This is a genomic window from Microbacterium sp. ARD31 (genome assembly GCF_031844425.1).
Genome location: NZ_JAUZVE010000004.1, coordinates 303,864 through 317,339, shown reverse-complemented (window position 1 = coordinate 317,339; position 13,476 = coordinate 303,864). Strand labels below are relative to the sequence as shown.

Here is a 13,476-nt window from a genome sequence, read left to right as displayed (position 1 = left end):
CCGTGTTTCTGACGAGCGGCGAGGCAAGGGCGGTCACGGGACTGCTGTCAACCTATGAGCAGACTGCTTTCGACGCGCTTCTCGCGAGAGCGGGAAATTACCGGATCTCGGAGTTCTCGTCGTCGTTGAAACCGATGCCTGTCGTTACGGCCGAGTTCCTGCGATGGCTGGAGGCCCGCCCGGACGCCCAGACGAGGGTTCTCCGTACTCTGGTCGATGAGCATCCCGCGCACCCAGCTTCTGACTTGCTCAAGGCGGCTGTCCGACGAGTCTCAACGACTGCCGCTGAGGGGGTTGCCGCTGGAGGCGCTGGGCGCTCGGTCTCGGCGCTCAATGAGCAACTGGCATCCAATCGCGCTGAGGCTGGCGAACTAATCAACCGAATCAAACGCGGCAATTTCCGAGATGATTACATCGCGGGGATTCACACCGAGATCGCGGACATCGCCCGGTCGTACAACTGGACCCCGCCCGCGAAGGTGGTGGAGACTGTTCTGCCTGTATGGCACGAACTAGCTCCGAGCTTGCAGAAGGACCGGCACCCGAACGCCGAGTCCGCGCTCTTCAACCTTGCCGCTCAAGTACAGGGGTTGCTTTCCTATGCTTCCCTGTACCTCGACGAGACGAGACATGCGAGGGCATTCGCTCAGAACAGCTTGGATTTGGCAGAGCTGGCGAACTCCGACTACATGAGCGCTTGGGCATCCGGCACTCTATCGATGCTCTACCGATTCGAGGATCTCAATCGCGAAGCACTGCTAGTGGCAGAGCGAGGACTGCTAACTACTTCCGCAACCGGACAGATCCGGTCGCGGTTGTACAGCGCGGCGGCGGAGTCTGCCGCGAAGCTCGGCAGGTCGGAAGCCACGATGGAGTACCTCGCGAAGGGCAACGATGAAGCGGAAGAGGCCGACAGCGCCGGATCCCTTGATCTCCCAGGGATCTTCGGCTTTCCCGAAGGGAAGGTCAAGCTCTATGCAGGGACGGCGCTTGTCGAGTTGAACAAGGACGCTGCGACCGCGCGTCAATCGGAGACGCAGTCACAATTGGCCGTGAACATCTTCTCGGATCCGAAGAGCGAGGAACGTTCCCACCCGGACCTGCTGATCGCGCAGGGCCATCTGGCGCACGCGCGCATGCAACTGCAGGACTTGGATGGTGCGATCGCGGCATTGCGTCCGATGCTCGACTCCCCGATCGACGTTCGGACATCCTGGCACAGGAAGCTGATGCGAGGTGTCCTGGCTTCAGCAAACTCGGAGCCGTTCTCCACGTCGAAGCTGAGCGCCGAGATAGTCGACATCATCGAGGAGTTCCAAAGCTCAGGGCCGGAGAATACTTGACTGAGTTGCCTAGCCCGATTCGATCGCTGATGGGCTACGAGCGTATTGAACACCCGTACGAAATCCGGGAGTAATTGTGTGCGGGATCGCTGGTTTGATTGACGTGTCGCAGCCTCGTGAGGCTCGTCAGGTGCAGGTCGAACGTATGACACAAGCTCTCGCGCCGCGAGGTCCCGACGGGCTTCGCGTCTCGAGTCACGGACCCACGACGTTCGGGCATACACGCTTGGCAGTCATCGACCCAGTTGGCGGAACTCAGCCATGGACCGCAGGTTTGCCGCGCGAGGAGTCGGTACTTGTGTTCGGAGGAGAGATCTACAACTATCGAGAACTTCGCGCGACTCTCCAAGGTCGGGGGCATATGTTCTTGACGAACTCGGACACTGAAGTGATTGCGCGTGGGTACCGCGAGTGGGGCACGAACATCTTTGCTCTGGTCCGCGGAATGTTCTCTATCGCCATCTGGGACAGCGAACACCAAGTCCTTCACCTTGCCAGGGATCCTCTCGGCATCAAGCCTCTCTACTTTTCGCACGATCGGTCATCGGTTCAGTTCGCCTCGGAGCCAAAGGCTCTCTTCGCTAGTGGGCGTCTCGGCCCCACGCTGAGCCGCTCAGGCATCTGCGAGTTGCTCGGGATGTGGCCCTACAGGACGCCGGGATCACCGATTTACGACGGAGTCGACGAAGTGTGCCCCGGGGAGATCGTCACTTGGTCGCCGGGCCGGGTGGTGAGATCCCGATACTGGGAGCTGAGCGCCCAGCTCAACGACACCACCTCATTCGACGATGCTGTCGCGGATGTACGCGACATTCTGGAGGAGACCGTTCGACTTCAACTCCGTTCCGACGTACCCCTATGTGCTGCGGTTTCGGGCGGTGTGGACTCAAGCTCGATTGCCGCGATAGCGCAGACGATGTTCACTGGGAGTCTGTCCTCATTCAGCCTCGGATATGTCGACCCGACCTCTCGATTCTCGCCGACCGCGTTTCGACCTGAACCCGATGAGCCGTATATCGACGTTATTGTCCAGGCCCTCGGCCTCGACCATCAACATCTGTTGCTGACCGAGTCAGACATTCACAGCCGCCTCGACGACGCAATCCGATGTCGGGATCTACCGAGCATGGGCGACATGGACGCTTCCCTTCTGCTCCTATTCGAGCGGATATCCCAGGAGCGGCGACCGGTCGCGCTAGTCGGCGAAGGCGCCGATGAACTATTTGGCGGGTACCCCTGGTTCCGGAACGCCCGCGATGGTCTCACAGCGTTCCCGTGGCGTAACCATCTATCTATGTGGTCGGGCGCAATTACGGAGGAGTTTAGGCGGACGATCGATCTTGAGGGCTACGTGGCCGAGTCTTTCCGTGCCGCCATGGAACGGGCGCCCGTGATGGAAGGGGAACCCGAGGAGCTGCGAACTCTTCGGAGCATGACGTTCCTCGACCTGAGCCAATTCCTGCCGGGCCAGCTCGAACGAATGGATCGCGCATCTATGGCCAACGGAGTCGAGGCGCGAGTGCCGTTCTGCGACCAGGTGCTGGTGCAGTACGTTTGGCAGCTGCCGACGTCATACAAGCTTGTTGGAGGAACTGAGAAGCACCTCCTCCGAGAAGCCGTCAGTGGATACTTGCCCGACAAGATCCAGCGAAGACGGAAGGCATCGTACCCGACCCTTGGCGGCGATGGCCACGCAAAGTACCTACGCGACGCGGTCATGACATGCCTGCAAGACGACGACTGGTGGCTCGCCGAGGCACTCGACGCAGCTGCGATCGAAGATGCGCTTGAAGGTAGACGCGAGGTCCAGGCGCGGGCATCGGTCTGGCTAGGCAGGATCCTCAGTCTCTATCGCTGGACGAAGATTTACGACCCAATGGTTGCTCTTTGACGCCGAATGCTTGGCCATCACGCCTTCGCGAGTCTCCCAATGTGAAGGCGAACGTACCGATGGTGCGCGAATATGCCTTTGCGGTCGCGGTGCATGTCTCGCAAGTGTCCAACGGCATGGCCGTGCAGAGGCTACGTCGATTTTTCCGACGCTGATGCCAAGTAGGCATCCTCAACAGCTCGCCTGCGTGCGACGTCTTCGATGACGAATTTGCGGAAGTCGGCGACGCGGTCCTGGATCGTGACATCTTCGACTGCCGGCGCAGGACCTTCGCCTGGCCACGCGGTCTGTCGTGTCGCTCTGTCGCGGTCGAGGCGCGAGCCGCAGGCGGCGACCCAGTCGTGCAGGCGCTCTCGGGCCTCGGCGAAGTCCTGGTGCCAGCCGAGGGGTGCGGAGCCGTGCTGCTCTTCGTCGTAGGCGCATAGCCAGTGCAGGTGGAGAGCGGAGAGCTCCCAGACGAGTTCGGAGTGTCGATGCCACAGCGGCGGGATGATCGACGGTCCGAGGCCATAGGTGCGTCGTAGCCAGCTCACCCACCTGTCGAGCTCGACCCACTCGAATGCCGCTTGATCCGAGCTGAGCACGTTCCAGTTCACCGGGCGGGGAACACTCGGCAGGCCATCCGCCGCACGTTCGGGGCCGTCGGGCGTCGGTGGCTCGAACTCGTACCCCGGAAAATGCAGAGGCTCGTCGGCGGTCATCAAGTGCTCAGATGGCCACGGGACGGACGGCGGGCTTTGCCGTCGACGGGGCGGATGCCGCTACCGACGGAAGCTGGTTGCGGCGGCGTTGCAAGATGTAGTTCGTGCGCGCGGAGTCGTGGCCGATGCGCTTGGCGACGAACTCCTCGGTCTCGACCGTTTCGCCGTCGCGTTCCCGCGTCGCGGTGTGCGTGTAGCCCTCGGCGATGAATACGTCGCCCTTGTTGAACATCGCGTAGGCCCGCTCCGCGTTGCGCCGGAACATCACGAGGTCGTGGTAAGTGGTCTCGGTCTGAGTGAACGTTCCGTCCTCATTGCGCTCGAAGTGCTCCTGCCCGATGCGCACCCAGAAGCGGGCTTCGCCTTTCGCGTTGAATGCGAGCTGAGGCTGCGACGCGATGAAACCGGAGAGAGACTGCTGGGTGTTCATAGTCATCGGATGCTCCTACCAAAGGGCCGCAGGTCGGCCATCACCTGGTAGGTGCGTTGCCTATCCCCGCCGTAGTTGCTCTTCGACACGAGCCCGATCGGCACGGAGGTCCGCGGCGTCGGGGCGGGCAGTCCATTCGCGCATGCGCGTGACGATAGGTGGCGCCGACCTCAGCAGTACCAGCGCCGTGCCGTACGGCAGCGTGCGAATCACGTCGGGCGGCATGATCGGAACCCGGCGCGTTGATCGCTGGTTGGAGCGCATGCCGCGTTCACCGATTGTGATCGAGTCGGTGGCCTCGTCGCGGTCGCCGATCAGGGTGGCGATGTCTTGGAGATCTCGGGATCCTGAGGCACCGCCGAGCACGATCTTGGCGATGCTCGCGTCCCAGATCGCGGTGGCTGCGTTGTCGCCCCACCGTTGCCGGGCCTGCGCCAGGGACTGGAGCACCGGCATCGTGGTGATGCCGGTGCCACCGCCCTCCGCCATCAGGACAGGCAGCGACGGCAGAGGGGCAAGGTTGCCGATCTCATCCAGCGCGAGAAGCAGCGGCGGGTCGAGGCGGGCGCCTGGGGATCTCGCGGCAACGCGCCTCGCGGTTTCGACGAGGTCTTCGACCAGCGCGGCGACGAGGGAGGAGGATGCGCCGGCGCCAGCGCCCGTCGCGAGAAGGTACAGGGTGCCGTTGCGTCGGAGAAAGGTCTCCGGATCGAACTGCTCGTCCTCGCTCGGGCTGACTGCATCGAGGACACGAGGGTCAGCCAGAGCCGCCAACGCCAGAGATACACCCTGCCAGATCGAGTCGCGCGTGCGTGGGTCGGCGTCGATCATCGCCTCAAGCGAGTCGGCCCATCCCGTCGCGGCGGCAGGGTTGGACGTGAGGATCGCGACGGCATCCTTCGCCGCGGCCGGATCGAGCGTCCAGCGAAAGAGCTCACCAGGCGAGCGTCCGTCGAGCGCCGCAGCGTGCAGCAACGACTGAAGGGCTGTACGAGTTTTGCCCTCCCAGAAGCCGCCGTTCTCCACCCCAACGCTGGACAGGCCTGTACCGGCTGCGAGTCCCGCGGCGCGAATCATCGCGGTGAGTGGGAGCTCGCAGCCGCGTACCGGCGACCACCGCAAGCCCGCCGGTACGCCCGGAGCAAGATGTTGCGGATCGAACACGGCGACCGGCCCCCGTCTCATGCGCGAGCGAATGGTGGTCGTGAGGTTGTCCGGCCTGGTGGAGGTCGTGACGACGGTGCCAGGTGCATCGAGGATCGCGTTGATGACGATGTGGGCGCCCTTGCCTGACCGGGGAGGGCCGATCACGAGGATCGAATCCTCGACCGACGTCCACACCTTCGTTCCTCGTGCCACGCCCACGAGATAGCCGACGTCCTCGGATCGCGGCTTATCGACGGAGGCGCGGAGATGGGCAGCGCGCGACAGCAACGCGCGATCGGAGGCAGCGCGACGCACGTCGACCGACGTCGCGATGCCGGCAATCCGGTTCGGGTCGGACCTGGCGTGACGAGTTTGGTTCCGGATGACGCGCCACACCCACCACCCCGAAACGCTGAGCAGCGCCACGAACGCCACGACGACAGCCCAGTACGCCACGGCATTGAGCCCAGGAGATCCGAGTGCCGTCCCTGGGTCAGCGGGGGAGCCGAAGACACCGAGCCCCGCTGCCAGACCACCTGTCGGCTGCTCCGCTCCCGACAGGATGGCGGCGAGGTTGCCGCCCACACGCAGGATGCCGGCGACCGCAACGGCCCCGCCGAGAGCGAGCAGCGCGACGTTGGTCAGCCCGTCGGGACCGGACACACCGACACCGTGGGGCCGCGTCATGTGACGATCCCGAAGACACACGTGCCAGAGATTCTCCCCACGAGGACGACCTCGCCATCGGCGCTCACCCGGCAGAGCGCCGGTTCCAGCAACGCTCGTGCGGACCCGTTCGCAGAGGCCTTGATGTGACGCACGATGATCGCTAGGGCTACCTCTTCGCCCGGGAGGAAACCCTCTTCGCCGAAGACAACGCGAGGCGGCTCGATCAAGGGCGTCGCATCGATGACTGCTGCGGGAACGGCTGACGGCTCCGCCGGAGCGCTAGACCCTCCGTCCCGAACCTGCGGCGGCGCACTCGGGGCGACTGAGCCCTGCAGCGGCCGGGTGATGAGGTCGGTGAAGACCGTGCCGTCTGCTTCGTGGACGACAACCCTCACCGGCGCGCCGTGAGCGAGCAGCACCGTGTCAATGATCTCCGCAAAGGACGCGCGGGCCCACGGTGCCCCGAACCGAGGCGGTTCAAACGGCGTCCCATCGACGGCGACAGTCATCGTGCCGTCCGCCGAGATCGTCATGGTGATCACGGGAAGGACCGGCGGTAGCCGGATCGCGTCGGTGGATCGTCGCGCTGCGTGCGCTGTCGTCATTTCACGCCCTCCGTCATCCGGCTCGTCGTGTCGAATGCTGCAAGCTCCGCGGGATGCAGTTGGTGCTGGACCGCGAAGCTGCGGTCCTTGATCCGCCAGAGACCTTGACCCGTTGCCAATCCGGGCAGCAGGCTCTGCTCGGTGCCGGTGAGGCCCAGCGCGGTCGCAGTCGCTCCGAGCTGGTCCGCTTCCTGCCGGTAGATGATTCGGGTTTCCGCGTTGGCGAGGAGGGATGACGCGATCGCGCGCATCGCAGAGCCCTGGTCGCCCACGTTGTCGAGGTCGGAGAGCTTGTGGAAGACGAGCAGGTTCGCGATTCCGTAGTGGCGGGCGAGCCGCCACTGAGCATCCATCCGTCGCAGGAGGGCGGGATGAGACATGAGCCGCCAGGCCTCGTCATAGATGACCCAACGCTGCCCACCGTGAGGGTCGAGGAGCGCGGACTCCATCCAAGCGGAGGAGCAGGTCATGAGGACGGACACGAGCGTCGTATTCTCGGCAACACGCGACAGATCGAGCGAGATCATCGGCAGGCTCGGGTCGAAGGTGACGGTGCTCGGACCGTCGAACAGTCCAGCGAGATCTCCCGCGACCAGCCGACGCAGTGCGTGCCCGACGACCCTGCCATCCTCGACGAGGCGGCGATCGGATTGCTGAGATGCGTCCGGAGAGAGGATGCGTTCCACGATCATCGGCAGAATCGGGATCTCACATGAGCGGACAGTGTCCGCGAGAGCGAGATCGATCGCAGTGTGCTCCAGCGGGCTCAGTGGTCGTTCGAGCACCGTTTCGGTCAAGGCGCCGATGAGGTCGCGACGACGAGAGGCGACCTGACCGGCCCAGCTCTCGTCGGAAACGCCGGATGGGCGATGCCCTTCGTCGAGCGGATTGAGTCGGTTCGCCATGCCATGCCCGAGCACGATTGCCTGCCCGCCCACGGCTTCGGCGACGGCCGTGTGTTCCCCCTTCGGGTCGCCGGGGACGTAGACGCGACGGCCGAAGGGAATCGAACGCGTGTAGAGGCTCTTCACGAGCGATGACTTGCCGGAGCCCACGATGCCTGCCAGGACGATGTTCGGCGCGGTGATCATCCCGCGTGAGTAGAGCACCCACGGGTCGTAGACGAATGACGCACCTGAGTAGAGGTCCTGGCCGACGAAGACGCCTTGCGAGCCGAGTCCGCCTTCGGCGAGGAACGGGTACGCTCCGGCGAGCGTCGCACTGGTGTCCTGGTGGCGCGGTATGCGCAGGCGGCCGGGGGTTCGCAGCGCGGCGGGCCGGGACTCCCCGGACGCGGGCAGGTAGGCCGTCGCGCGTCGATCCGCGCGCTGCGCTTCGGCCTCGGCACGGTCGAATTCGGTGGTGGCAGCGCGAGTGGCGGCACTGAGACGCTGGGATGCCTTTCGTCGGGCGCGACGCTCCTTCCTGCGTTCGCCTGCCGGGTCCACGAGCGTTGTGGTGTGTATGCGCTCACCTCCTTGCGCGTTCACAGCGACATCCCGTTGCGGCGGTGAACTCTCGCACCAGACCCCTGGAAGGCGAAGGGGCCAGGCCGCTGAAACGAGTCGTTCGGATTGACGAGGGGCGCGATCGATTCCGAGACCGGCGACGCGGCGACGGCGGATGGGCCCCATGCAATTCGGCCTGAGTGCTGAGATGCCCGATCCAGGGCCAGGCCGGCCCGAGCGACGAGGGTCGACGCACGGCGCAGTGCGAGGGCGGCTGCATGGGCTTCCTCCACCCCGGCCCAGTGATCGCCGTCGTCAGTTCGGGCGATCGCGTCCGAGCTGGTGTGCGCGAACGCGAGCTGATCGAGCACCTGTTCGAGCGATCTCAGGCCGCCCAGCAGATCCCGGACCACCTCGTACGTCTGCGCGGGGTTATCGAACGTGCGCGTTGCGTGCGCGAGAGCGCGCAATGCGTGAGACGCTTCCATGCCGTCGACGACAGGATCCTGGAATGTAGGCATTGTGTGTCCCCTTGCGACAGAAGTCGTCAGTCAGGTGCGCGAGGTGTCCCCGCGCGTCATACGGTTCGGCACAGGGGCAGCGCGGCGACGGTGAACGCTTGCGCCTGCTGACCCACGAGCCTGCGTGTTTCGCAGGCAGCTTGCACGGCGGCCTGCTCGATCGCGGCGACTGCGGCATCCAGCTCGTCGACGCTCGGCGCCGACACTGCGACGAGACCGGTGAAACGCAGCACGCCGTGACCAGCCGTAAGGTCTGACTCTTGCTGCACGACGTCGTTGTATTCCGCGGTGCGCGCGGCATCCTCGATCTGCCCAACCTTCGCCCGCTGTGCGGCATCCGAGAGAAGCCCCACCTTCTTTCTCCTGATGTCCCTCGCGGCGAGGTCGGCACGGACCGGCGTGCACGTCAGAGTGAATGTGCGTTGGATACCCGAGGTCAGCAGCAAGGGGGAGAGGAAGCCTGGGTACACCTGTGACCTCGGCCACTCCGAGATCCAGAGAACCGCGTGGTGGGCCGAGTCGGTATGCAGCCGGTCCCAGGTTTCGGAAACTGCGACGGGGCCGGCCGTTGCGAGAGATCGACCGATGTCCCCGTGTCTCTCGAGCGCGGGAGCGGCTGCGGGATCATATGCGGAGCGCAGCACGACCGCGACCTCGCCTGGGCTCAGCCATCCTGTGGGCGTTAGGTCGGCTGCCCGCAGTGCTGCCACGAACGTCGTCATCTCCTGACGCAGTACGCTCGCGGCCCCCTTCATGCCACCCCCGGCGGCGCGGATCTGGCGGGCCGCCGCGCGCATGTCGAGCGCGAGGGCGATTGTCGTCTCATGCCGTTCGCCGGCAGGGCCGGCGCGCTCAATGAGCTCCTTGTACGTGACCGCGGGCCAAGAGTCATCGTCGACGCCATGCCGTGCCCACCATTCGGCGAGCCCGCTTCCGGAGCTCGGCACTGTGCGCTCGGAGATCTGCACGCGCGCGATGCGGCCCGACCGGCAGACCGTCGCGAGCACTCGCCCCCAGCCGGCCACCCGCCGCTCCTGTTCGCCGCTGTCGAGAAGAACGAAAGCCGGATGCGTGATGCCAGCGATCGCCGTTAGGGTCTGAGCGTGAGGGTCTTGGATCATGGCGGCGCCCGTCTCGGGGTCGACCCACTCTCGGAGCGCGGCGGCGTCGCCGGGGAGTGCGAGCGTGCCCGCTGGGCGCGGCTTGATCAAGTCCGCGCGGAATCGCAGCTGGCCGCCGACGCTTCGCCATGCCCAGCGGATTGAGATCGGCACCCATTCAATGAGCTTCCGGCCACCCACGGGCACGAAGGCAAGTGCGACGCTTGTCACCCAGATCGGTGACGTGAGGCCGAAGAGGATGCCGCCGCCCAGGTACACGGCGCTGGTGAAGGCGATCAGGCCGATGGCGAGCGTCACGAGCTGCGCCAGGGAGAGGCCAAGCATCACGCCTCGCTTGGACAGACGAGAGAACTGAACCGGGTGCAGCTGGTTCGCGCGCGGGGCGTTGTTCGCTGTCATGCTGTCGTCCTTTCGCGCGGAGTGGGGATCGGTCGCGCGGGCGGGGTCGGTGTGCGCGGCTGTGGGATCGGTTGCCCGGCAGCCGGGGAGGCTGTCGGTGACGGTGGTATGTCTGCCGGAATGGCACCCTCGGCATGTCCCATGGCTGCTGATCCGGTGGCGTTGCCGAGCTTGGGTCCGGCGGAGGCAGCCTTGCCGACCACCTGACCGCCGACGATGACTGCGGCGGCCGGGCCGGCGGCCGCAGCTCCTGAAGTTCCTGCGCCTGACGCTGCTGCACCAGACGCTCCCGCGCTGGCACCCGATCCGGCGCTGCTCCCGGCGGCGCTCGTCGCCACCGGGGGCGCCGACCCGCTTTTGGTGCCACCTCCGTCGAGGATCGACTTCGCCGACTTCGCACTCGCGGGGCTAACCGGCACCGGGACGGGCCGATTCAGCGCTCCCTTAGCCTCCTGTTCGGTCGACATCGCGTGGTACATATCGACGCCGACGAACGAGATGAACTTGTAGGTCATGTATGGCGCGAACGCTGCGACGAGCATGAGTACGACTCCGGCCACCGGATCGCTGATGGAGGCGAGATCAAGGTCGATCGGCGCCGCGGTCTGGTTGATCGCGACGAGGAAGAGGACGACAAGCACGAGCTTCGAGAACACGAGGGCCACAACGAACGCCACCCACTTGCCGAACCAGCCGCGGGTAGCATCCCAGGAGAATCCGGCCAGTGCGATCGGCGCGAACACGATCGCCACCAGGAGCAGGGCTTTACGGATGAGGAGCGATAACCACACAATCGCGGTGGCTGCGATCGCGAGTCCTGCGAGGAAGATCGTCATGATCGCGCCGACGCCGGGGCTCGCGATGTTGATCGCGACCAGCCCGGCGGCCATCAGGGCGATTCTGTCGCCCATTCCCTCCATCGTGTTTCCTGTTGCCTGGACGATCCCGATGGCCAGCTGATCCGTGATCTCCAGCAGCGTCGCCGTCAGGGCGATTGCGACGAACGAGCCGAGCACGGACTTGCCGAGCCCCACAGCAGCCCGTGAGAGCGCGGTTGGATCGCGATGCGCCAACCCGGTTATCAGTTGCAGGCAGAAGAACACGAGCATGACGAACAGCGCGACGCCGAAGAGCAGGTTGTACACCTGGGTGTACTGGTCACCGGTGACGTCGACGAGGGTGGTCGTGTCGAACACCGCCCAGACGGCTTCGAAGAACCACGCGGCGGCTGCGGCGAGCGTGTGGGCGAGCCAATCGAAGGGCGCGGCAACGAGCGAAGTGACACCCGACCCGACGGTCTGGCATACCTCGGCGATCGCCGGGATATCGCAGACCCCGCCCACTCGCGTCGTTCCTCTCAATCGGCCGCGTCTCGCTCAGACGGACTGGCCGACACCCCAGAAGAAGTTCACGAGCGTGACCGACGCCCCGCAGATGAGTGCCGCGCCACACGCCACCAGAACGCCGAGCTTGCCCCGTGAGGCGAGATGGGGGTTCGATGAGTTGGCTCCATACCCCCACGCGACTGCGGCGATGATGAGGGCGAGCACGGCGAGAATGAGCCCGACTGTCATCACTGCGCCGACGATGACGCGGAGTTGCTCGATGCCGGGAAGTCCTGACCCGTTGGGAACGATGTCGATCACGGTCGTGCTCCTTGTCTGCGCAGAAACGAACCTGCGTACAAGGTGCGTGCGGCGTCCCCGAGATCCGTCGACCCGCGCAGTCCGTGCTCGCACTCTGGCTAGAGCTGTTGGCCGACCCCAATGAGGAAGTTCATCCAGGCGACCGCCGCGCCGGCAAGTGCCGCTGCGCCGACAGCAACGAGAAGGCCGGTACGGGCTCGCATGGCCGACTGGTAGTTCCCGCTCGTCGACGCGATCGCCCATGTGGCGGCGCAGATGAGGATCGCGAGTACCGCGAAGACCAGGACATACATGAGGAGCGCGCCGACGATCACGCGGAGGTCACCCGCTCCTCCGACCGCTCCGAAGTCCGGGAAGATGTCCATTTCGGTCAAACCTCATGCGCCTGCCGCGCACGCCGTCCTGCCTCCGGTCGCGGCATCCAATCCTTCGGCGCCGTGCTCGGCGAGCCACGGGTCTGCGTCGATTGCCGGCTCGAACGCTCCGCCGAGACGGATCTCGAAGTGAAGGTGAGATCCCGTGGACTTGCCGGATGACCCTACGTCTCCGATGTGCTGGCCAGCGGTGACGCGCTCGCCGACCGTCACGTGTACGCCGGTCGTCCACATGTGCGCGTACGCCGACGCCACCCGCTCTCCGTTGACCGTGTGCTCGATGACGATCAGCTGTCCGTAACCCCCATACGGCCCCGCCCAGCTGACGAGCCCGTCAGCGATCGAGAAGATGGGTGTGCCGTCTGCAGCGGAGAAGTCGGTTCCTGCATGGAACGCAGGTCGACCCGTCATGGGGTCGGTTCGCCCGCCATAGCCGCTGGCCCACACCCACGTGTTGCTCGGGAGGGGAAAGACGATGCGGGTCGTCTCGGGGACGGAATCCAGAGGTGCGCCACCTCCCGTCACCGACGCGATCGGCCGGGTCAGCGCGACGAGGATGGCTTCCGCGACGGGTTGATAATCCTGGTAGCGGTCGGGGAAAGCCGAGCGCTCGACAGCTTGCGCAGCCGAGCCGGGATCAGCTGACTGCCAGCCCGCGATCTCGAGGAGCCCAGCGGGCGAGGGAAAGTTGGGTCCCTCTGGTCCGCCGAAGAATGCGCGCACCTGGTAGTCCGGATCCATGAGCTCTTCGACAGTGCCCCAGCCGGAGGTCGGGCGCATCTGAAACAGGCCGAGTGAGTCGTGGTCGCTGCCGACGCCGTCGTTGGGCATGCCGAGCGAAGTGGGGTGGGCGGCGTTTGCCAGCATCCGCAGGGTCGACTCTGTGAGCGCGGCCATCAGCCCGATCAGAACGCCCTGCCGCCCCACACCCTCAATACCGCTACCGACAGTGATGATCGTCGCGGCACGGGTGAGTTGTGACTGCCCGAGGGTCACCGACACGCCGTCGCTCCGTTTCGCAGTCAACCTGTCGGGCACGTCGGTCACGACGAGCTGGCCGGATGTCTGGCAGGCAGCGAGCGCGGCGGGGGAGAGGACGAGGGGGAGCGCGATCAAGCCGGCGAACGGCAGGGTGAACAGAACGACGGCGAGAGCGATGACGAGCTTCTTCATGCGCGACGT

Annotated in this window: 13 protein-coding genes; 2 read left to right on the top strand and 11 right to left on the bottom strand. The window is 65.4% G+C overall.

The window, feature by feature from the left end; genetic code table 11:
* Positions 1-2: 2 nt before the first annotated feature.
* Together Q9S36_RS15080 and asnB are read left to right on the top strand one after the other, a co-directional pair.
* A complete protein-coding gene (locus Q9S36_RS15080; protein WP_311285798.1) occupies positions 3-1,343 on the top strand; it encodes a hypothetical protein in 1,341 nt (446 codons plus the stop codon).
* A gap of 76 nt (positions 1,344-1,419) precedes the next feature.
* Entirely contained in the window at positions 1,420-3,234 is a 1,815-nt protein-coding gene (asnB, locus tag Q9S36_RS15075) for an asparagine synthase (glutamine-hydrolyzing) (RefSeq protein WP_311285797.1), read from the top strand.
* Between the two features lie 131 nt (positions 3,235-3,365).
* Here the strand turns inward: asnB and Q9S36_RS15070 are convergent, their stop codons facing one another.
* The 11 genes from Q9S36_RS15070 to Q9S36_RS15020 form a co-directional block, all read right to left on the bottom strand.
* A complete protein-coding gene (locus Q9S36_RS15070) occupies positions 3,366-3,935 on the bottom strand; it encodes a hypothetical protein (RefSeq protein ID WP_311285796.1) in 570 nt (189 codons plus the stop codon).
* Positions 3,936-3,942: 7 nt separating this feature from the next.
* Positions 3,943-4,365 (bottom strand): single-stranded DNA-binding protein, encoded by a 423-nt coding sequence (locus Q9S36_RS15065; protein WP_311285795.1) that lies wholly within the window; start codon positions 4,363-4,365, stop codon positions 3,943-3,945.
* 60 nt (positions 4,366-4,425) lie between these two features.
* Positions 4,426-6,198, bottom strand: coding sequence for a TraM recognition domain-containing protein (locus Q9S36_RS15060; protein WP_311285794.1), 1,773 nt, complete (start codon positions 6,196-6,198; stop codon positions 4,426-4,428).
* Positions 6,195-6,713 carry a hypothetical protein gene (locus tag Q9S36_RS15055; RefSeq protein WP_311285793.1) on the bottom strand — a complete coding sequence of 173 codons (519 nt, stop codon included), beginning with the start codon at positions 6,711-6,713 and terminating at the stop codon, positions 6,195-6,197. The genes Q9S36_RS15060 and Q9S36_RS15055 overlap by 4 nt, the downstream gene beginning before the upstream one ends.
* 68 nt (positions 6,714-6,781) lie before the next feature.
* A complete protein-coding gene (locus Q9S36_RS15050; protein WP_311285792.1) occupies positions 6,782-8,275 on the bottom strand; it encodes an ATP-binding protein in 1,494 nt (497 codons plus the stop codon).
* Positions 8,272-8,754 carry a hypothetical protein gene (locus Q9S36_RS15045; RefSeq protein WP_311285791.1) on the bottom strand — a complete coding sequence of 161 codons (483 nt, stop codon included), beginning with the start codon at positions 8,752-8,754 and terminating at the stop codon, positions 8,272-8,274. The genes Q9S36_RS15050 and Q9S36_RS15045 overlap by 4 nt, the downstream gene beginning before the upstream one ends.
* A gap of 56 nt (positions 8,755-8,810) precedes the next feature.
* Positions 8,811-10,274, bottom strand: coding sequence for an SCO6880 family protein (locus Q9S36_RS15040; protein ID WP_311285790.1), 1,464 nt, complete (start codon positions 10,272-10,274; stop codon positions 8,811-8,813).
* A complete protein-coding gene (locus tag Q9S36_RS15035; protein WP_311285788.1) occupies positions 10,271-11,617 on the bottom strand; it encodes a conjugal transfer protein TrbL in 1,347 nt (448 codons plus the stop codon). Before Q9S36_RS15035 ends, Q9S36_RS15040 begins: the two co-directional genes overlap by 4 nt.
* Positions 11,618-11,650: 33 nt before the next feature.
* A complete protein-coding gene (locus Q9S36_RS15030; protein WP_028495551.1) occupies positions 11,651-11,920 on the bottom strand; it encodes a DUF6112 family protein in 270 nt (89 codons plus the stop codon).
* A gap of 98 nt (positions 11,921-12,018) precedes the next feature.
* A complete protein-coding gene (locus tag Q9S36_RS15025) occupies positions 12,019-12,285 on the bottom strand; it encodes a DUF6112 family protein (protein WP_311285787.1) in 267 nt (88 codons plus the stop codon).
* A gap of 12 nt (positions 12,286-12,297) precedes the next feature.
* Entirely contained in the window at positions 12,298-13,467 is a 1,170-nt protein-coding gene (locus tag Q9S36_RS15020) for a M23 family metallopeptidase (RefSeq protein WP_311285786.1), read from the bottom strand.
* Between the last annotated feature and the right edge of the window lie 9 nt (positions 13,468-13,476).